This is a genomic window from Cupriavidus sp. U2, assembly GCF_009663685.2.
Taxonomy (GTDB): domain Bacteria; phylum Pseudomonadota; class Gammaproteobacteria; order Burkholderiales; family Burkholderiaceae; genus Cupriavidus; species Cupriavidus necator_C.
In genome coordinates this window covers 237,790-254,914 of record NZ_RCOG02000011.1, presented here as the reverse complement: position 1 = coordinate 254,914, position 17,125 = coordinate 237,790, and the positions used below count along the sequence as shown (strand labels likewise).

The following is a 17,125-nucleotide window of genomic DNA, read 5'->3' as shown; positions in this document are numbered from 1 at the left end:
AGCGCGGGGGGCGCGGCATGCCCGGAGGTAGCGGGTGCGCTGGCTGGCGCGGCGGGCCTGGTGGAAACGGCTGTATTCATGACTTGCTCGGTGCCTGGTCCGGATGTTGATCCTGGGCTTGTGCAGCCGCCGGCGCCCGCTCTGCATGGGTATCGATCTCGGCCACCACCGACAGGCCGGGGCGCAGCAGGCCGAGCCGCGCGTCGGCATCGTCCAGCACGATGCGCACCGGCACGCGCTGCACGATCTTGGTGAAGTTGCCGGTGGCGTTTTCAGGCGGCAGTACGCTGAACTGGGCGCCCGTGGCGGGTGCGAGGCTTTCCACGCGGCCATGGAACACCTTGCCGGGCATTACGTCGGCCACGATGGTGGCACGCATGCCGGGCTTCATGTGCGCCAGCTGTCCCTCCTTGAAATTGGCATCGATCCACAGGCCCCGCGCGGGCACGATCGACAGCAACTGCCCGCCGCTTGGCGCATAGGCGCCCACGCGCGCACGGCGATTCCCCACCGTGCCGTCCACCGGCGCGCGCAGTTCGGTGTAGCCCAGGTTCAGGCGCGCCAGATCGCGTTCGGCAATGGCCTGCGCCAGCGCTGCCTCGGCCTGTTGCCTTTGCGTGGCGATGACGTCGAGTTGCCGGCGGGCCGCCTCCACGCTGGCCTTTGCCTTCTGGCCGTTGGCGACAGACTGCTTGAAATCGGCATCGGCCTTCTGGGAACTCTGGATCGATACGGCGGACTTGGCCACCAGGCTTGCGTAGCGCGCCTGATCGTCGCGGGCGCGCACGGTTTCGGCGTCGGTGGCGGCCACGTTGGCGCGCGCTTCGGCGATGACGGCGTCCTGCAGCCGGGCGCGGGCGTCCAGATTGGCGATCAGGGCCTGCTCGGATGCCACGGCACCTTCGGCCTTGGCCATCGCGGCCCGGTAGTCGCGATTGTCGATGCGCGCCAGCAGGTCGCCGGCGTGCACGGCCTGGTTGTCCGTCACCAGCACTTCGGTCAGATACCCAGGCACCTTGGCCGCGATCAGCGTCACGTCGCCGCCCACGTAGGCATCGTCGGTCTCCTGCACGAAGCGGGCGTCGGTCCACCAGTGATAGCCGTAGCCGGCGGCCACCAGCGCGATCAGCGCGCCGCCGGTGCGGATCAGCAAGGCCTTTCTGCCAGGCCGGGCCTTGGTGGGGATGGCATCGGCGGCCGCGCGGTCGGCGCTTGTGGTGCTGCTGGTCATGAAAGGCTCCGTACTGAAAGAGCGCCTGCGACAGGCGCGAGAGTGGGGGTGTCGATGGGATCGGCCAGCGTGGCTCCGGCCTGTGCCGTGGCCGAACGTTCGAGGCGCGCCCGCAGGGCCGGGCTGGCCGCGGGGCCGGGGGCAATGTAGTGATCGGTCTCGGTGATGCGCTGGCCGGTGTCGGCGTCGACCAGTGCGAGGCGCACCGGGCGCCCGGTCTGGCGCTCCACCAATTGCACGGTGTCGGCCTGGTCCGCGAAGTGACGCGTGCCCCAGTCCATCAGCATCAGCAGCACAGGCCGGAAGTCGCGGCCGCGCGCGGTCAGCACGTAGTCGTCACGGGGCGGATGCGCGCTGTAGGGCCGGCGTGCCAGCAGGCCTTCGTCAACCAGCTTGGTCAGGCGCCGCGTCAGCATGTTGGGCGCGATGCCCAGGCGCTTCTGGAAATCGTCGAAACGGGTGGCGCCGTAGAACGCCTCGCGCAGGATCAGTACCGACCACGTGTCGCCAACCCGCTCCACAGCGCGGGCCGTGGGACAGGCCGATTCCTTGTGTGACTTTCTCTGCATCGTCGTCACCTCCCGAAAAAACATGTTGCTATCAAGATGAAAGTTAGTCTAGGCTAGTAACTAGCATCGTGCAAGTTAATTTGCATGGCAGCCACGGAAAGGAATGCGACATGAGCAAACAGGCACAAGACGGGCGAATCCGATGGACGGCCCCGCTGGGAGCGCCGCTGGCGGCATCGGTGGCGGCGATCTTCGCGTTGGCGGGGTGCGCGGCGGTCGGGCCCGACTATCGCGCCCCGGCGGTGGATACCGCGCCGACGTATCGGCACGCGGCCGATGTGGGACCCGTCAACGACGCGCGCCAGCCAGTGTCGCTGGACACCTGGTGGAACGGATTCAATGACCCGGCGCTGACCACCATCGTCCAGCGCGTGCTGGACCAGAACCTGGACATGGCGGCGTCCGTGGCCCGCGTGGAGCAGGCCCGCGCGGCCGCCAGCTTTGCCGGGGCCGAACTGCTGCCGCAGGGCAGTGCCTATGGCGATGTCGCCAGGCAGCGCCAGTCACTGGAAAGCCCGCTGGGCAAGATCGGCAGCAAGTTCCCGGGCTACACGCGCGGGCAGACGCTGTATTCGGTGGGGGCGGCGGCCACATGGGAAATCGATCTGGCCGGCGGACTGCGGCGCGGTGCCGAGGCGGCCAACGCCGAACTGCAGGCGGCCGAAGCGAACCACCTGGGCGTGCGCATCCTGGTGGCGGCCGAGGCCGCCGACGCCTACTTCCGCGTGCGCGCCGCGCAGAGCCGCATCGCCATTGCAGAGCAGCAGGTCGCCACCAACCAGCGCCTGCTGGACCTGGTGCGGCTGCGGCTGGCCGATGGCATCGGCGCGGAGCGCGAGCAGGCGCAGGCCGAGGCGCAGCTGGCACAGACGCGGGTCACCATCCCGCCGCTGCGTATCGAACTGGAAACACAACTGAACCGGCTCGATGTGCTGATGGGCGCGCAGCCGGGCACCTATGCGGCGGAACTGCGCGATGCGCAGAGCGCGCTGACGGTGCCGCAGGTGGCGCTGGCGCAGGGACCGGCCAATCTGCTGCAGCGCCGCCCCGACGTGATCGCTGCCGAGCGCCGGCTGGCGGCATCGAATGCGCGCATCGGTGTGGCCACGGCGGAGTACTACCCGAAGGTGTCGCTGTCGGCGCTGCTCGGGTTCGAAAGCCTGTCGGCCAGCAAGCTGTTCACGGCGCAGGCGTTCCAGCCCGCCGCCACGGCGGGGCTGCGCTGGCGCCTGTTCGATTTCGGGCGTGTCGATGCCGAAGTGGCCGGCGCAAGGGGCGCCTATGCCGAGGCGCTGGCCAACTATCGCCAGGCGATGCTGCAGGCCACGGCCGATGTCGAGAACGCCCTGGTGTCGCTGACCCAGCTTGACGCCCAGCGGCTGGAGCTGGACAAGGAAGTGGCCGCCCATGAGCGCGCCCGCAATGCGTCCGAGGATGCCTACAAGGGGGGCGCGGTCAGCCTGTTCGAGGTGCTGGACGAAGACCGCCAGCTGCTGGCCGCCCGCGACCAGCAGGCCAGGGTGCGGGCCGACAACGCGCGCGCGGCCGTGTCGGCGTTCCGGGCGCTGGGCGGCGGGTGGTCCTGAATCGCGTGGGACTCAGGTCTGAGTGGCGCGGCGGGCGGAGCCGCGGCATCCGGCGTCACGACGCGCCGTCCTTGTCGGTGCGTCGCTTCGACGGTGCCGTCAGTGACGCCCACACCTGCCGGAACGTGGCGCGCAGCGTGCCGCCGGCATCGGTATCGCCGTGCAGCATGGCCGAGATGTAGGCGCGCGCCTGTTTGGCCGAGATATGCGGCGGCAGCGGCGGGACGTCCGGGTCGGTCACCATTTCGAGCACGGTCGGCACGTTAGCGGCCAGCGCCTGGTCCAGCGCGGGGCCGATCGCGTCGGGCTTGTCCACGCGGATGCCCTGCAGGCCCAGCATCTGCGCAAAGGCCGCATAGCCGAAAACGGGCAAGTCCTGCGATACGGCGAATTTTGGATCGCCTTCCATCACGCGCTGTTCCCAGGTCACCTGGTTCAGGTCGCCGTTGTTCAGCACGATGATGGTCAGCGAGCCGCCGGTCCACCGCTTCCAGTCCCGCGACACGGTGATGAGCGCGCTGATGCCGTTCATCTGCATGGCGCCATCGCCCACCATGGCAATCACCGCGCGGTCCGGATGCGCGTAGCGCGCCGCGATGGCGTATGGCACGGCCGGGCCCATGGTGGCCAGCCCGCCGCTCAGCGACGCCATCATGCCGCGCCGAATCTTCAGGTCGCGGGCATACCAGTTGGCCGCCGATCCGGAATCGCAGGTCAGGATGCAGTTGTCGGGCAATCGCCGGGACAGCTCCATGAACACGCGTTGCGGATTGATCGGATTGGCTTCGGCCGCGGCGCGCTGTTCCAGCACCTGCCACCACTCGGCCACGTTCTTCTCGACTTCCTGTTGCCATTCGAGCGGCTTCTGCTCCAGCATCGGCAGCAGCGCCCGCAGCGTGGCGGCGCTGTCGCCTTCGAGGCAGATTTCCATCGGATAGCGCAGGTTCAGCATGCGGCCGTCGATATCGATCTGCACGCCGCGCGCCTTGCCCTCGGCCGGCAGGAACTCCGAATAAGGAAACGCGGAGCCCACCATCAGCAACGTATCGCAGCCATTCATCAGTTCCCAGCTGGGCTTGGTGCCCAGCAGGCCGATGGCGCCGGTGACAAAGGGCAGGTCGTCCGGCACGGCGGCCTTGCCCAGCAGTGCCTTGGCCACACCGGCGCCCAGCCGGCGCGCCACCTCGATGACTTCATCGGTCGCGTGCAATGCGCCCGCACCCACCAGCATCGCGACCTTGCTGCCGGCGTTCAGCACGTCGGCGGCGCGGCGCAGATCCGCCTCTTGCGGGGCCTGGGCCCGCGCCGTGTAGCCGATGCCCGTGTGCACCGTGCCATGTTCGCGCGGCGGCTCCGGTACGGCAGGCAGGTTCTGTACGTCATTGGGAATGATGATGCAGGTCACGGTGCGGCGTTCGACGGCGATGCGCACGGCGCGATCCACCAGGTGCCGCATCTGCGCCGGGTCCACGGCCATGGCCACGAAGTCGCGCGCGACGTCCTTCATCAGCGTGATCAGATCCACTTCCTGCTGGTAGTCGCCGCCCAGCGCGGCGCGCTTTTGCTGGCCCACGATGGCCACCACCGGCTGGTGGTCCATCCGCGCGTCGTACAGGCCATTGAGCAGGTGAATTGCGCCGGGCCCCGACGTCGCCAGGCACACGCCCGGCTCGCCGGTGAACTTGGCATGGGCGCAAGCCATGAATGCGGCCAGCTCCTCATGGCGCGCCTGGATGAACTCGGGGTCGTTGTCCGCGCGGCCAAAGGCGCCCATCAGCCCGTTGATACCGTCTCCGGGATAGCCGAACACCCGCCGGACGCCCCATTCCCGCAGGCGCTTGAGTACAAAGTCCGAAACCGTCATCGACATCGCTAGCTCCATGAATGCTGCATCGCCATGCATCACGCGTGCCGATGGCCCCGGCCCCCGGCCGAGCGCCGTGGAAGGCCTGCGCGGCGGCCGCTATCGCGTAGAAAATGCGCGCGCCGGTAAGGATTGCACGCCTGCCGGGGCGCACCGCAGCTAGCGCCCGGCTGGCGCGGCCGGGGTCTGCCACGCGGCAGGCAGGTGCGGACGGCTGGCGTAGTCGCCGTACGTCAGGACGAACAGTATCGTCAGGATCGCCAGCGGCAGCACTGCCGCGAGCCGCAGCACCGTCGCCGCGCGTGCCAGGTGCATGAAGGTGCAGGCAATCAGCAGGGCCTTGAGGGCCGCGATAGCGAGGTTGATGGATGCGTTCCAGGGGCCAAGGTCAAGAAAGGCGGTGCCCACGGTGATGGCCAGCAGCAGCATCAGTAACAGCCATACGCCGAGCAGGCGCCGGGTTCGGGCCGTCATGTCGCGCTCCTGCCCGGCAGATAGAGGATGGGAAACAGGAACAGCCAGATCACGTCGACAAAGTGCCAGTACAGGCCGACGATCTCCAGGCGTGCCAGGTTGGCCGACGCGTGGCGCCCGGCGCGGATCGCCATGGCGAAGCCCAGCACCAGCGCGATCCCGACGCAGAGATGCACGGCGTGCAGCCCTGTCATCGCGTAGTAGAGCAGCCGGAACATCTGCCCGGCGTGGCCACCCGTCCCGGCTGCGTTGCCGGGGACAAAGCCAGAGGCGATGTCCTTCGCATACTCGACACCCTTGATGACCAGGAAGGTCGCGCCCAGTGCCGCAACCGCCCAGAGCAGACGCACGGCGCCCCGCCGGTTGCCTGCCTCCGTCGCCGCGACGGCCAGCGCCATGCACAGGCTGCTGGTCATCAGCACGGCGGTGTTGGCCGTGCCCAGCCACAGGTCGGTGTGGCGCGCGGCCAGCGTCAGACCGGCGGTGTCGGTGAAGCGGACGAACTGGTACCCGACGAACAGCGGGCCGAAGAACATCAGCTCGGTGCCGAGGAAGATCCAGATGCCCAGCCGCGCGGCAATGCGCTGCTGGCCGCCGCTGTCGAACGGGAACGGGGGCGTGCTCATTGCGGCGACTCCTGCCCCGTGACGGGATCGTAGGCATAGGCGTCGCGCCTGACCCGTGGCGGCCGGGCAAAGTTGTGCGTGGGCGGCGGTGAGGGGGTTTGCCATTCCAGGCCTGTGGCATGCCACGGATTCGCGGGCGCGCGCCCGGCCCGGAACAGCGAATGCACCAGGTACACCAACGGCATCAGGTAACCGATGGCCAGGATCGATCCGCCCGCCGACGACAGGATGTTCAGGACCTGGAATTCCGGCGGATAGGCGTGATAGCGGCGCGGCATGCCTTCGAAGCCCAGCAGGAACTGCGGGAAGAACGTCAGGTTGAAGCCCACGAAGATCACCACGGCCGCGATGCGGGCCCACGTTTCGGGGTAAAGGCGGCCGGTGATCTTGGGCCACCAGAAATGCACCCCGCCCAGATAGGCCATAACCGCGCCACCCACCATGATGTAGTGGAAGTGGGCGATGACGAAGTAGGTGTCGGTCAGGTGCACGTCGAGCGCCAGCGCGGCCAGCACGAGCCCGGTGAGCCCGCCGATGGTGAACAGCCCGACAAAGCCCAGCGCGTACAGCATCGGTGCCGCCAGGCGGATGCGGCCCTTGTAGAGCGTGGCGGTCCAGTTGAACACCTTGATGGCCGACGGCACGGCCACCAGAAAGCTCAGCAGCGAAAACGTCACGCTGGCCCGGTACGACTGCCCGCTGACAAACATGTGGTGGCCCCAGACCAGAAAGCCCAGGCTGGCGATGCCGACAATGGCCCACGCCATGGCGCGATAGCCGAAGACGGGCCGGCGCGCAAAGCACGGGATGATCTCGCTGGCCACGCCCATCGCCGGCAGGATCATGATGTACACGGCCGGGTGCGAATAGAACCAGAACAGGTGCTGGAACAGCAGCGGATCGCCGCCCAGGGCCGGGTCGAAGATGCCGATATGCACCAGGCGTTCCAGCGCCACCAGGCACAGCGTCATGGCCAGAACCGGCGTGGCCAGCACGAGGATCAGGCTGGTGCCGTAGCTGGCCCAGACGAACAGCGGCAGACGCATCCAGGTCATGCCGGGTGCGCGCAGCGTGTGCGTGGTGACGATGATGTTCAGGCCGGTGAGGATCGACGAGAAGCCGGTGACGAACACCCCGGCCAGCGTCAGCACCACGTGGCTGTTCGAAAACATCGTCGAGAAGGGCGTGTAGAACGTCCAGCCCGTATCGACGCCACCCGCGACCATCGCACCCAGCGTCAGCGTGCCGCCGGCCACGTACAGGTACCAGCTGGCCAGGTTCAGCCTGGGAAATGCCATGTCGCGCGCGCCGATCATCAGCGGCACCAGGAAGTTGCCCAGCACCGACGGAATCGACGGGATCAGGAACAGCCAGACCATGATCACGCCGTGCGCGGTAAACAGCCGGTTGTAGGTGTCGGCGGCCATCAGGTCGCCCTGTGGCGTGGCCAGTTCCAGCCGGATCAGCGTGGCCGCGGCGCCACCGACGAAGAAGAACAGCGTGATCGCCACCATGTACAGCCACGCGATGCGCTTGTGGTCGGTCGATCCCAGCCAGGAACCCAGCGTGGTGCCTTCGCTCAGGTAGCTGGGCTCGCTGGGCTCGCTGGGCTCGCTGGGCTCGCTGGGCTCGCTGGGCTCGTTGGTGAGGTTGGTGTGGTTGGTGTGTTCAGCGGTCTCGGGTGGCATGTGGGGCTCCCGTCGTGGTGCCGGTGGCGCGCAGATAGGCGATGATCGCCAGGATGTCTTCCTCGTTCACCTGACCCTGGTAGGTCGGCATGATCGGCGCATAGCCGGCGGCGACGTCCTTGCGCGGGTCCAGCATCGCGTCGCGTACGTAGGCGGCGTCGGCGGTGACGGTGCGGCCGTCCTGCAGCGTCACTGTCCGGCCGATCAACCCGTCCAGCGGCGGCGCGTGAACCGTGCTGCCCGCGTCGTGGCAGGCGGCACACCCGAGCCGCTGGAACAGTGCGCGGCCGCGTGCGGCGGTGGTCTCGGGTCCGGTGCCGGCATCCAGCCATTGGGCGAACGCGGCAGGCGGCATCACGACGATGCGGCCCTGCATGGCGGCGTGGTCGGTGCCGCAGTATTCGGCGCAGAACAGCCGGTATTCGCCGGCCCGGGTGGCCGTGAAGCGCAGCGTCGTATAGCGTCCGGGCACCACGTCCTGCTTGATGCGGAATGCCGGGACGTAGAAGCTGTGGATCACGTCCTGCGAGGTCATCGTCAGTTCCACGGCCTGGCCCAGCGGCACGTGCAGCTCGTTGATCTCGCGCTTGCCGTTGGCGTGTTCGAGCTTCCACATCCATTGCCGCGCCACCACGGTAACGGGCACCGCGCCGGCGGTTTCGCGGGCCAGCAGCGTGTAGTCAAACGCGCCCCAGGCGAAGATGCCCAGGAAGATCAGCAGTGGCGTGACCGCCCAGGCAATCTCCAGCGACGTGCTGGACACCGGCGGCAGGTGGCGGTCGGCCTGGCGGCGCTCGCGATAGCGGATCACGAACCCGGCCATCACGCACAGCACGGCCAGCGCCACCGCGCAGAGCAGCGCGGTGAGCGACAGCATCAGGGTGTCGTAGCGGCCGGCCGCCAGCGAAGCGCTGTCCGGCAGCAGCTGGAAGGCGCCGTTCATGATGGACGACCCCGCCGCCGGCCGGCCCGCCATCGCCAGCCAATGCCCAGTGCGGCGAAGGCAGACAGGAAGAGGATGCGGATGCCATCGAGGATCGTCATCGTGTAACGGCCGGTCTGCGGATCGAAATGAACGCAGCGCATCAGCAGCTGCTGTGCCGGGGAGCCGACCCGGCCGGCCGCCGCTTGCTCGATCGCGGTGCGTAACGCCGCTGCATCGAACCTCACGCCACTGAAGGCCCGGGCGATACGGCCATCGGGCGTCAACACGACCAGGCCGGCCGGATGGGCGATCTGGTCTCCATCGGGCAATGGGGACGTCCGCATGCCGATGGCCCGCATCAGGGCGGCGACGGCGCCGGCATCGCCTGTCAGCATGTGCAGATCGCCGCCCGTGGCGGCCAGCAAGGCGGCATAGTGCGGCTTCTTTGCGGCCGCCACCGCCACGGTTTCGCGGCTGTCGATGCTGACGGCGGCCACGCGCCAGGCATCGCGCGGCAGGTGCGCCTGGACCAGTGATTCCAGCACGCCGTCCATCACGGTGCTGCACAGGTTGGGGCAGCGGTAGTAGCCGGGCACCAGCACCAGCGGCCGGTCGCGCGTCAGGTCCTGCAGCCTCACGGGGCGCCCATCGTCGTCGCGGAAGATCAGGTCCGCAGGCAACTGCCGGCCGGGGATCGGTGCGAACGCCATGTCGGGTGGCGCGGGCAGGCCCAGCGGGGCCGCTTGCGCGGTCAACGCCAGCCATGCAACCAGCGCGACGGCAGTATCGCGGGCGGTCATGGCGCGGGCTCCTTGCGGGCGTCGGCCATCAGCGCCATGGCGCGTGCCACAGGGATGCGGGCAATGCCAGAACGCTTGTCCACCCACGCCCAACCGTTGAGCACGGCCAGTTTTTCGGCCTCGTATCGCGCACGTTCGGGCTGAGGCGCGCTGTCCGACAGCGGCAGGGCGGCCGGTGCAGAGGCGGCGGGGGCCGCCGGTGCCGCCACGCCAAGAGACCCGGACGCGTTGAGCCGGCGTCCATAGTGCCAGCCGATGGTGGTGGCCAGCGCGACGACGACCACAAGCGCAGTCGCCCCGAGCGCCACGGCGCGCAGGCTGACGTTGCGGGCCTGACGCGCGCGGCTCATGTGTGGCCTCCCGTGGAAGGCAGTACCAGCCAGCAGGCTTCCACCGCATGCATGAGGAGCACGATGGCGGCCACCGTCGCCAGCATCGGCGGCGAGCGTTTCACGCGCCGCGACAGCAGGGCCAGCATCGGCAGCGCAAAGTGGCCCAGGGCCAGCCCCCACGCCAACAGCGGCCAGACGCCCGTCCGGCGCACCAGATACCAGCTGATCTCGTGCGGCAGGTCTTCCGACCAGATGATCAGGTACTGCGTAAAGGCCAGATAGGCCCAGGTGATGACGGCGGCCATCAGCAGGTTGCCGAGGTCCAGCAGCACCCGCGGCGGGGCGCCGCGCCGCGCGGCCAGCCATGTGCCGAGCGCCAGGCCGGCGCACGCCTGGCCCGTGGCCAGCAGCAGGCCAAAGACGCTGGAGTACCAGAGTGGCATCAGCGACATGATCCAGTCGACCGCCGCCACGCTGACCGTGAGCCCGTAGACGATCAGCGCCGCCGCCGCAAACCGGGGCGAGCGGGCGTGGCGCCCGGACTGGCTCATCGTGGCAAGGACGACCCAGACGGCCAGCACTGCCACGCCGCGCACGACAAAGCCGGTTCGGCTCAGCCATAGCGACTTGAATACTGCACTGTGGGCGGGTATGTCGGGCGCCCAGCGTTGCGCGCCGCGTGCGGCATCGGCGGCCCAGGGGTAGAGCGCACCGGCGCCGGCCAGGATCGGCACGAACAGCAGCGCCAGCAGCCAGGTATGGCGCGCCATGCCCAGCAACGGCGCGCGCAGTGGTTCGCCCCACGCGCCGCCGGTCAGGTTGTGGACCCAGACAATGGCCAGGCCACCCATCACCACGCCGATACAGCACCACCAGGCGGTCAGGTACACGGCCAGCAGCGAGGCGACGGCGTGCGTGCTCATGGCTGGCCTTCGCCCGGCGCGTTGGCATCGAGCTGCCGCAGGTCGTCCGCCGTCAGGCGCGCGGCGGGGGCATGCTGGCCAAGCTGCAGCGCGCGCAGATAGCCCACGACGGCCCAGCGGTCCGGCGGCGGCAACTGCGCGGCATAGGCGGCCATCTGACCGCTGCCGTGGGTGATCACGTCGTACAGCAGCGTATCGGGCGCGGCGCGCAACGCATCGGTGTGGAACGACGGCGGACGTGGAAAGCCGCGCCGTACCACCATGCCGTCGCCATCGCCGGTGGGGCTGTGGCAGGGCATGCAGTAGATCTCGTAGCGGGACTGACCGCGTTGAAGCTGCTGCAGCGTCAGGGGCGGGCGCGATGCGCTGGCGGCCTCGTCGTGGCTTCGGCCGCTGGAGGTGGCGGCGAACGGGCCGCCAGGCGCGGGCACCGTATTGTCGGGCAGCGGGCGGGCGGAGGTGCCGTCACCGAATCGGTTGCTGCGCGCATACGGCTTGTACTTCGGCTGGTCGTACATGTCCTGGCGTGCGCGCTCGCACCCGGTCACCAGCGCCAGCGTGCAGGACGCGCACAGCAGCCAGAGGCAGCGCAACAGCACGGAGGTCATGCCGGCACCTCCGCCACATCGGTCACCTGAAGGGCCTGGGTGGCGGCCAGCATGCGCCGGGCGGCGTCGGCGTGCTCGGCGCCGGGCCGCACGCACAGGAAGAACCGATGCCGCGTCGCCTGCTCGAAGTCGGCGGCATCGAACAGCGGGTGCCGCAGGCGCGGCAGCCGGTTGGCGACCAGCATGCCGAACACCGTGGCCAGCGCCGCGCCCAGGATCGTGAGGGAAAACGTCACCGGCACGAACATCTGCCAGCTTCCGGCGGGCCGTCCGCCAACATTGATGGGATAGTCGATCACGGCCGCGTACCACTGCAGCAGGAAACCGACCGTGCCGCCAGCCAGCCCGCCAAGCAGGGCCAGCAGCGGCATGCGGTCAGTGGCCATGCCGATCGCGTCGGCCAAGCCTTCCACGGGGTACGGCGTGAACGCTTCGAGATCGGTAAATCCGGCGGCGCGGGCATGGCGGGCCGCGGCCAGCAAGGTGTCGCCGGTGCGGTATTCGGCCAGTACGCCATAGGGGCTCATGGCTGCCCCTTCGCGCTGGCGTGCACGAGTTCGCGCATCTCGGCGATGGAAATCACCGGCAGGCAGCGGATAAACACCAGGAACAGCCACGCGAACATGGCGATAGAGCCGGCCAGCATGATCCAGTCCCACACAGTGGGGTAGAACATGCCCCACGACGAGGGCAGGAAGTCGCGATGCAGGCTCGATACGACGATCAGGAACCGCTCCATCCACATGCCCGTATTGATGACCAGGCTCAGCGCGAACAGCGCCAGCGGGCTGTGCCGTACGCGCCGCCACCAGAGGCACTGCGGCGCCAGCACATTGCAGGCCATCATGGCCCAGTACACACCGGCGTAGGGGCCGCCCCAGCGATTGCGCACCAGGAAGATCTCGTAGGGATCGCCGCTGTAGAAGGCGGTGAAGATTTCGGTGGCGTACCCATAGGCGACGATCACGCTCATCGTCAGCATGATCTTTGCCGCATTGGCCAGGTGGCGGCCGGTGATGAAGTCCTGCAGGCCGTAGGCGTGCCGCAGCGGAATGGCGATGGTCAGCACCATGGCGAAGCCCGAGAACAGCGCGCCGGCCACGAAGTACGGCGGAAAGATGGTGGAGTGGTAGCCCGGGGTGTTGCCGATCGCGAAATCCAGCGACACGATCGAGTGCACGGCGATCACCAGTGGCGTAGCCAACCCCGCCAGGAGCTTGTAGGCGCTTTCGTAGCGCGCCCAGTGCCGCGCGTCGCCGCGCCAGCCCAGCGACAGCAGCCCATAGGTCTGCGCCACCCGCCGGCGCCCGCGCAGGCACGCACGGTCCCGCAGCGTGGCCAGGTCCGGGATCAGCCCGACATACCAGAACAGCAGCGACACGATCAGGTAGGTGCCAATGGCGAACAGATCCCACACCAGCGGGCTGCGCCATTGCGGCCAGACGTTCATCACGTTGGGGTACGGCACCAGCCAGTAGAAGAACCACGGGCGCCCCAGGTGCAGAATCGGGAACAGGCCGGCGATGGCAGCGGCGAACAGGGTCATGGCTTCGGCAAACCGGTTCACCGACGTGCGCCATTGCTGCCTGAGCAGCAGCAGGAACGCCGAGATGAAGGTGCCGGCATGACCAATCCCGATCCACCAGACAAAGTTGCCGATGGCGAAGCCCCATGCCACCGGTATATCGACGCCCCAGATGCCCACGCCCCGGGCGAACAGCCAGGCCGTGCCGCCCATGAAGACGAGCATGCCGGCAAACGTCAGCAGGAAGGCACCCAGCCAGGGCAGTTGCACCGGCCGTTCCAGTACCAGCCCGGCGATCTTGTCGGACACGCTGGCGTAGCCCCAGCCCTGCCGCAGCACGCCGATGTCCTTCGAAACGGGGGGCGTATCCGATGGGTCGGCCATGGCTAGGTAAGGTCCTCGTCGGGGTTGGTGACCAGCGCGGCATAGCTGGTGCGGGGCCGCGTGTTCAGTTCGGCCAGCAGGTCGAAGTTGCGCGGTGCCTGCTTGAGCCGGCTCACCTGGCTCTGCGGATCGGCGAGATTGCCGAACGCGATGGCCTGCGTCGGGCAACTGGCCTGGCAGGCGGTCACCACATCGCCATCGCGCAGCGGCTGGCCGAGCTTTTCCGCCTCGATCCGGGCGCGCGTGATGCGCTGCAGGCAGTACGTGCATTTTTCCATCACACCCCGGCTACGCACGGTCACTTCGGGGTTGTAGGCCGGCGGCGGCCGGTCGTCGCCCTGGTTGCTGTACTGCAGGAAGTTGAAGCGACGCACCTTGTACGGGCAGTTGTTGGAACAGAACCGCGTGCCGACGCAGCGGTTGTAGACCTGCACGTTGAGGCCGGCGCTGTCGTGGACCGTGGCGCCCACCGGACACACCAGTTCGCACGGCGCGTCCTCGCAATGCATGCATGGCACGGGCTGGAACACGGTGCGTACCGGGTGGCCTTCGGTGTCATGCCCGTCGTCGTAGCGATCGACGCGTATCCAGTGCATCACGCGCCCGCGCGCCACCTCGGCCTTGCCCACCACTGGAATATTGTTCTCGGCCTGGCAGGCGATGGTGCACGCATTGCAGCCGATGCAGGCGTTCAGGTCGACCGTCATGCCCCAGCGTTCGTTGGGGTAGGGCCAGCGCGGGTAGAGCGATGGGGCGGCCTGCGGTGCATGGCGCTGTGCGAAATGCGGATGGCGGCGGTACTCGGCGGCCGTGGCGGCCGGGGCCACCTCGCGGCCCACCATCGAAGTCTGCGTCTGCACCACGGCGAACGCATGGGTAGCGCCGGTCGCCTCGACCGCGATGGCGTGCGGCCCGGCGGACGTGCGCAGCGCATAGGCGTCGAAGCCCACGCCGTTGCCGACGCGCCCGGCATGGCGCCGCCCATAGCCGAGCGGCAGCGTGACGACACCTTCGGCCTGATGCGTCATGACCCATACCGGCGCCTCGACGGACTGGCCCCGGCCGTCCTCGCGGCGTATCCGCACGATGTCCCCGGTAGCCAGACGGTGCGACCGCGCCGTCAGCGGGCCGATCAGCGCCGCGTTGTCCCAGGTATGCCGCGTCAGCGCGCGCGGCAGTTCCTCCAGCCAGGCGTTGTTGGCCAGTTCGCCGGCATCGGTGGCGGGGTCGGGTGTAAAGCGTGCGACCAGCGGGGGCGCATGAAATGGCGGGGGCGCGATGTGGCGGTGCAAGTCTGGCTGCACGGCGGGCGCTGCCGTCTCTGGGATCACGCCAGTGCGCAGGGCAAGCTGCCAGAAGTCATCGAAGCCGGACGGCTGGCGCGCCTGCCAGTGCGCGCGTACGCGCGCATGACCGGAAGCCGGCGGGTCGTCGGTGGCGGCGGACAGCAGTTCATGGGCCGAGCGGCCGCCATTGAGCGGCGCAATCAGCGGCTGCACGATCGACGCGGTGCCGTCCCAGGCATGGGCGTCGCTCCACCGCTCCAGATCGTGCGCCATCGGGAGATGCCAGGTGGTCAGGCGTGCCGTTTCGTCGCGGTACAGGCCCAGGTGGGCCGACCACGGCACGTGGGCCAGCGCGGCACGGAAATCCACGTCGCAAGGCGCGTCATACGCCGGGTTGGCGTCGATGACCAGCAGCGCCGATACCTGTCCGGCCTGCATGGCTTGGGTCAGTGCCGCCAGCGAATGGCCGTCGCCCCGGGGGCGTCTCGACGGTCGGGCAACCGTGCGTACCGCCTTGCCGAGATTGCCCAGCCGGGCGTTGACGCGCCAGATCAGCGCCTGCGTGGGCGGCGCGAGGTTGTCGCCCGGAACCATCAACGACTGACCCGGCGGGGTTTCGGCCAGACGCCGGGCCAGCACATCGAGCCAGCGGCGCGCCGTGGCGTTGTCGGGGGCCGGTGTGTCCGCCGCCGCTTCGGACATGCCCAGCCTGCGCGCAAGCGACCACGCCAGGCGTTCGATGTCATGCGGTGGCAGTGCCAGCCGGTTGTCGGCGATTTCGCCGGTCAGCGTGGGCGACGATTCGATCGCATAGAGGCGGCGCGCCAGCGCGGGTGCCACGCCGCGGCGGTCGGCCATCAGGTCGTGTGCCTGCCGTACGGCGCCGGGCCCTTGGCCAAGCAGATCGCCATCGAAGGTCACGACGAGCCGGGCTGGCGTGATATCGATGACAGGGTCCACCGCATCGCCAAAGGCCAGGTCGATGGCCGGGGTGCCGTCCTGGACCGGATCATGGGCGTGCCAGACGGCCTTCGGATACCGTTCCAGCCAGCGCGCGATCTGTGCCGCCAGCGTAGGCGATCCGACATTGCCGGTCAGCAGGCGCAGCCCCTCGCCATCGCGGTCCCGCCATTGCGTGCGCTGGATGGCCAAGGCTGCGTCGAAAGCCTGCCAGGTCGACATGGCGGCGCCGCGACAGGGAGTCTGGCTGCGGTCGGGGTCCCATAGCTGGAGCACGGCGGCCTGGTCGAACGGATGCGTGGCGCCCAGGCTGGCGGGGTGGCGCGGATTGCCCTCGATCTTGGTCGGGCGGCCCATGTTGCTTTCGACCAGGACGCCGGTGCCATAGCCATGGCGTGTCAGCGCGGTGGCGTAGAACAGCGGCCGGCCCGGCACCATGCCCTCGGGCATGTGGACGTAGGGGACGATGGTCTCCTTCGGCGGCCCGCTGCAGGCGCTTCCGGCCAGTGCGGCCGAGGCGGCCATCACGCGCAGGAAGTCGCGCCGGGCGCGGCTGTCGGGGGCATCGGTGGGCGCGGAAGCATCGGCGGCTTCGCGTGCGGGGACGATCGGAATCACGGGCCGGTGCGTCATCGATGACAGGTGGAACAATCGGTGAGGCGTCGCGTGTCCTGCAGGTGATACATCTTCTGGAGCAGGGCCATTTCGTCCGGCGCCAGCGCGGGGCGCTCGCGCATCGCAAAGATATCGGTCGGGGCGTGCAGGTGGCGGGCAGGGTCGCGGTGGCATGCCAGGCACCACTGCATGTCGAGCGGCGCCACGCGGCGCGTCAGCGGCATCTGGTCCACCCGCCCGTGGCACTCCTGGCAGGCCACGCCCTTGGCCACGTGGATGCTGTGGTCGAAATACACGAAGTCGGGCAGGTCATGCACGCGCGTCCACGCCAGCGGGCGGTTGTCGCGCAGGCTGGCATGCAGCGGCGCCAGCATCGGCGCGTCGCGAAACAGCACGCTGTGACAGGTCAGGCATACGCTTGTGGCCGGCATGCCGGCGAATGCCGACGTCTCCACGGACGCATGGCAATAGCGGCAGTCGATGCCATCGTCCGAAACGTGATGCTTGTGGCTGAACGGTATGGGCTGCGCAACGGGATCCTGCATCTCGATCTGTGGGGCCATGGACCAGCGGGCCACCCCTAGGGCGACGGCGACAAGAACCAGCACGCCAAGGGCAAGCAGCTTGAGAACAAGGACTTCCGCGCGTGTGAAGGCCTGCGCCATGACGCGATTTTCTTTCTGGCGAAACATTTGGTCGCTGCAATTGCGATGCCAGGGGCCAGGCTTG

Annotated in this window: 16 protein-coding genes; 1 reads left to right on the top strand and 15 read right to left on the bottom strand. The window is 68.8% G+C overall.

Annotated elements, in window-relative coordinates; all coding sequences use genetic code 11:
- Nucleotides 1-76: 76 nt before the first annotated feature.
- Both D9X30_RS10160 and D9X30_RS10155 read right to left on the bottom strand, forming a co-directional pair.
- Nucleotides 77-1,231: an HlyD family secretion protein gene (locus D9X30_RS10160; protein ID WP_153948591.1), complete on the bottom strand. Its 1,155-nt coding sequence runs from the start codon at nt 1,229-1,231 to the stop codon at nt 77-79.
- On the bottom strand, nt 1,228-1,800 hold the full coding sequence (locus tag D9X30_RS10155; RefSeq protein WP_153948590.1) for a winged helix-turn-helix transcriptional regulator: 573 nt from the start codon (nt 1,798-1,800) through the stop codon (nt 1,228-1,230). The genes D9X30_RS10160 and D9X30_RS10155 overlap by 4 nt, the downstream gene beginning before the upstream one ends.
- Nucleotides 1,801-1,910: 110 nt before the next feature.
- Between D9X30_RS10155 and D9X30_RS10150 the strand changes: the two genes are divergently transcribed.
- A complete protein-coding gene (locus D9X30_RS10150) occupies nt 1,911-3,386 on the top strand; it encodes an efflux transporter outer membrane subunit (RefSeq protein ID WP_153948589.1) in 1,476 nt (491 codons plus the stop codon).
- Between the two features lie 55 nt (nt 3,387-3,441).
- Here the strand turns inward: D9X30_RS10150 and D9X30_RS10145 are convergent, their stop codons facing one another.
- The 13 genes from D9X30_RS10145 to D9X30_RS10085 all read right to left on the bottom strand — a co-directional run bounded on the left by D9X30_RS10145 (nt 3,442) and on the right by D9X30_RS10085 (nt 17,088).
- Nucleotides 3,442-5,256: a thiamine pyrophosphate-requiring protein gene (locus D9X30_RS10145; protein WP_153948588.1), complete on the bottom strand. Its 1,815-nt coding sequence runs from the start codon at nt 5,254-5,256 to the stop codon at nt 3,442-3,444.
- Between the two features lie 153 nt (nt 5,257-5,409).
- A complete protein-coding gene (locus tag D9X30_RS10140) occupies nt 5,410-5,724 on the bottom strand; it encodes a cytochrome C oxidase subunit IV family protein (RefSeq protein ID WP_153948587.1) in 315 nt (104 codons plus the stop codon).
- A complete protein-coding gene (locus D9X30_RS10135; RefSeq protein WP_194946540.1) occupies nt 5,721-6,350 on the bottom strand; it encodes a cytochrome c oxidase subunit 3 family protein in 630 nt (209 codons plus the stop codon). The genes D9X30_RS10140 and D9X30_RS10135 overlap by 4 nt, the downstream gene beginning before the upstream one ends.
- Nucleotides 6,347-8,038, bottom strand: a complete 1,692-nt coding sequence (ctaD, locus tag D9X30_RS10130; protein WP_153948585.1) for a cytochrome c oxidase subunit I — start codon at nt 8,036-8,038, stop codon at nt 6,347-6,349. Before ctaD ends, D9X30_RS10135 begins: the two co-directional genes overlap by 4 nt.
- Nucleotides 8,019-8,981, bottom strand: coding sequence for a cytochrome c oxidase subunit II (gene coxB / locus D9X30_RS10125; protein ID WP_153948584.1), 963 nt, complete (start codon nt 8,979-8,981; stop codon nt 8,019-8,021). The genes ctaD and coxB overlap by 20 nt, the downstream gene beginning before the upstream one ends.
- A complete protein-coding gene (locus D9X30_RS10120; protein WP_153948583.1) occupies nt 8,978-9,763 on the bottom strand; it encodes an SCO family protein in 786 nt (261 codons plus the stop codon). The genes coxB and D9X30_RS10120 overlap by 4 nt, the downstream gene beginning before the upstream one ends.
- Nucleotides 9,760-10,113 carry a hypothetical protein gene (locus D9X30_RS10115; RefSeq protein WP_153948582.1) on the bottom strand — a complete coding sequence of 118 codons (354 nt, stop codon included), beginning with the start codon at nt 10,111-10,113 and terminating at the stop codon, nt 9,760-9,762. The genes D9X30_RS10120 and D9X30_RS10115 overlap by 4 nt, the downstream gene beginning before the upstream one ends.
- Nucleotides 10,110-11,018 carry a hypothetical protein gene (locus D9X30_RS10110; protein WP_153948581.1) on the bottom strand — a complete coding sequence of 303 codons (909 nt, stop codon included), beginning with the start codon at nt 11,016-11,018 and terminating at the stop codon, nt 10,110-10,112. Before D9X30_RS10110 ends, D9X30_RS10115 begins: the two co-directional genes overlap by 4 nt.
- Nucleotides 11,015-11,626, bottom strand: coding sequence for a c-type cytochrome (locus D9X30_RS10105; RefSeq protein ID WP_153948580.1), 612 nt, complete (start codon nt 11,624-11,626; stop codon nt 11,015-11,017). The genes D9X30_RS10110 and D9X30_RS10105 overlap by 4 nt, the downstream gene beginning before the upstream one ends.
- A complete protein-coding gene (locus D9X30_RS10100; protein ID WP_153948579.1) occupies nt 11,623-12,153 on the bottom strand; it encodes a DUF3341 domain-containing protein in 531 nt (176 codons plus the stop codon). The genes D9X30_RS10105 and D9X30_RS10100 overlap by 4 nt, the downstream gene beginning before the upstream one ends.
- Nucleotides 12,150-13,535: an NrfD/PsrC family molybdoenzyme membrane anchor subunit gene (gene nrfD / locus D9X30_RS10095; RefSeq protein ID WP_153948578.1), complete on the bottom strand. Its 1,386-nt coding sequence runs from the start codon at nt 13,533-13,535 to the stop codon at nt 12,150-12,152. The genes D9X30_RS10100 and nrfD overlap by 4 nt, the downstream gene beginning before the upstream one ends.
- Before the next feature lie 2 nt (nt 13,536-13,537).
- Nucleotides 13,538-16,414, bottom strand: a complete 2,877-nt coding sequence (locus D9X30_RS10090; RefSeq protein WP_153948577.1) for a 4Fe-4S dicluster domain-containing protein — start codon at nt 16,412-16,414, stop codon at nt 13,538-13,540.
- The gene (locus D9X30_RS10085) at nt 16,411-17,088 is read right to left on the bottom strand and encodes a cytochrome c3 family protein (RefSeq protein WP_228770968.1); all 678 of its coding nucleotides are present in this window, start codon (nt 17,086-17,088) and stop codon (nt 16,411-16,413) included. The genes D9X30_RS10090 and D9X30_RS10085 overlap by 4 nt, the downstream gene beginning before the upstream one ends.
- Nucleotides 17,089-17,125 lie beyond the last annotated feature (37 nt).

What these genes read in the sequence shown, in the direction of transcription:
- D9X30_RS10155 (WP_153948590.1), bottom strand. Translation starts at nt 1,800, where the DNA reads ATGCAGAGAAAGTCACACAAGGAATCGGCCTGTCCCACGGCCCGCGCT.
- D9X30_RS10135 (WP_194946540.1), bottom strand. Translation starts at nt 6,350, where the DNA reads ATGAGCACGCCCCCGTTCCCGTTCGACAGCGGCGGCCAGCAGCGCATT.
- D9X30_RS10110 (WP_153948581.1), bottom strand. Translation starts at nt 11,018, where the DNA reads ATGAGCACGCACGCCGTCGCCTCGCTGCTGGCCGTGTACCTGACCGCC.
- D9X30_RS10160 (WP_153948591.1), bottom strand. Translation starts at nt 1,231, where the DNA reads ATGACCAGCAGCACCACAAGCGCCGACCGCGCGGCCGCCGATGCCATC.
- nrfD (WP_153948578.1), bottom strand. Translation starts at nt 13,535, where the DNA reads ATGGCCGACCCATCGGATACGCCCCCCGTTTCGAAGGACATCGGCGTG.
- D9X30_RS10105 (WP_153948580.1), bottom strand. Translation starts at nt 11,626, where the DNA reads ATGACCTCCGTGCTGTTGCGCTGCCTCTGGCTGCTGTGCGCGTCCTGC.
- D9X30_RS10090 (WP_153948577.1), bottom strand. Translation starts at nt 16,414, where the DNA reads ATGACGCACCGGCCCGTGATTCCGATCGTCCCCGCACGCGAAGCCGCC.
- D9X30_RS10100 (WP_153948579.1), bottom strand. Translation starts at nt 12,153, where the DNA reads ATGAGCCCCTATGGCGTACTGGCCGAATACCGCACCGGCGACACCTTG.
- coxB (WP_153948584.1), bottom strand. Translation starts at nt 8,981, where the DNA reads ATGAACGGCGCCTTCCAGCTGCTGCCGGACAGCGCTTCGCTGGCGGCC.
- D9X30_RS10120 (WP_153948583.1), bottom strand. Translation starts at nt 9,763, where the DNA reads ATGACCGCCCGCGATACTGCCGTCGCGCTGGTTGCATGGCTGGCGTTG.
- ctaD (WP_153948585.1), bottom strand. Translation starts at nt 8,038, where the DNA reads ATGCCACCCGAGACCGCTGAACACACCAACCACACCAACCTCACCAAC.
- D9X30_RS10085 (WP_228770968.1), bottom strand. Translation starts at nt 17,088, where the DNA reads ATGTTTCGCCAGAAAGAAAATCGCGTCATGGCGCAGGCCTTCACACGC.
- D9X30_RS10150 (WP_153948589.1), top strand. Translation starts at nt 1,911, where the DNA reads ATGAGCAAACAGGCACAAGACGGGCGAATCCGATGGACGGCCCCGCTG.
- D9X30_RS10145 (WP_153948588.1), bottom strand. Translation starts at nt 5,256, where the DNA reads ATGTCGATGACGGTTTCGGACTTTGTACTCAAGCGCCTGCGGGAATGG.
- D9X30_RS10140 (WP_153948587.1), bottom strand. Translation starts at nt 5,724, where the DNA reads ATGACGGCCCGAACCCGGCGCCTGCTCGGCGTATGGCTGTTACTGATG.
- D9X30_RS10115 (WP_153948582.1), bottom strand. Translation starts at nt 10,113, where the DNA reads ATGAGCCGCGCGCGTCAGGCCCGCAACGTCAGCCTGCGCGCCGTGGCG.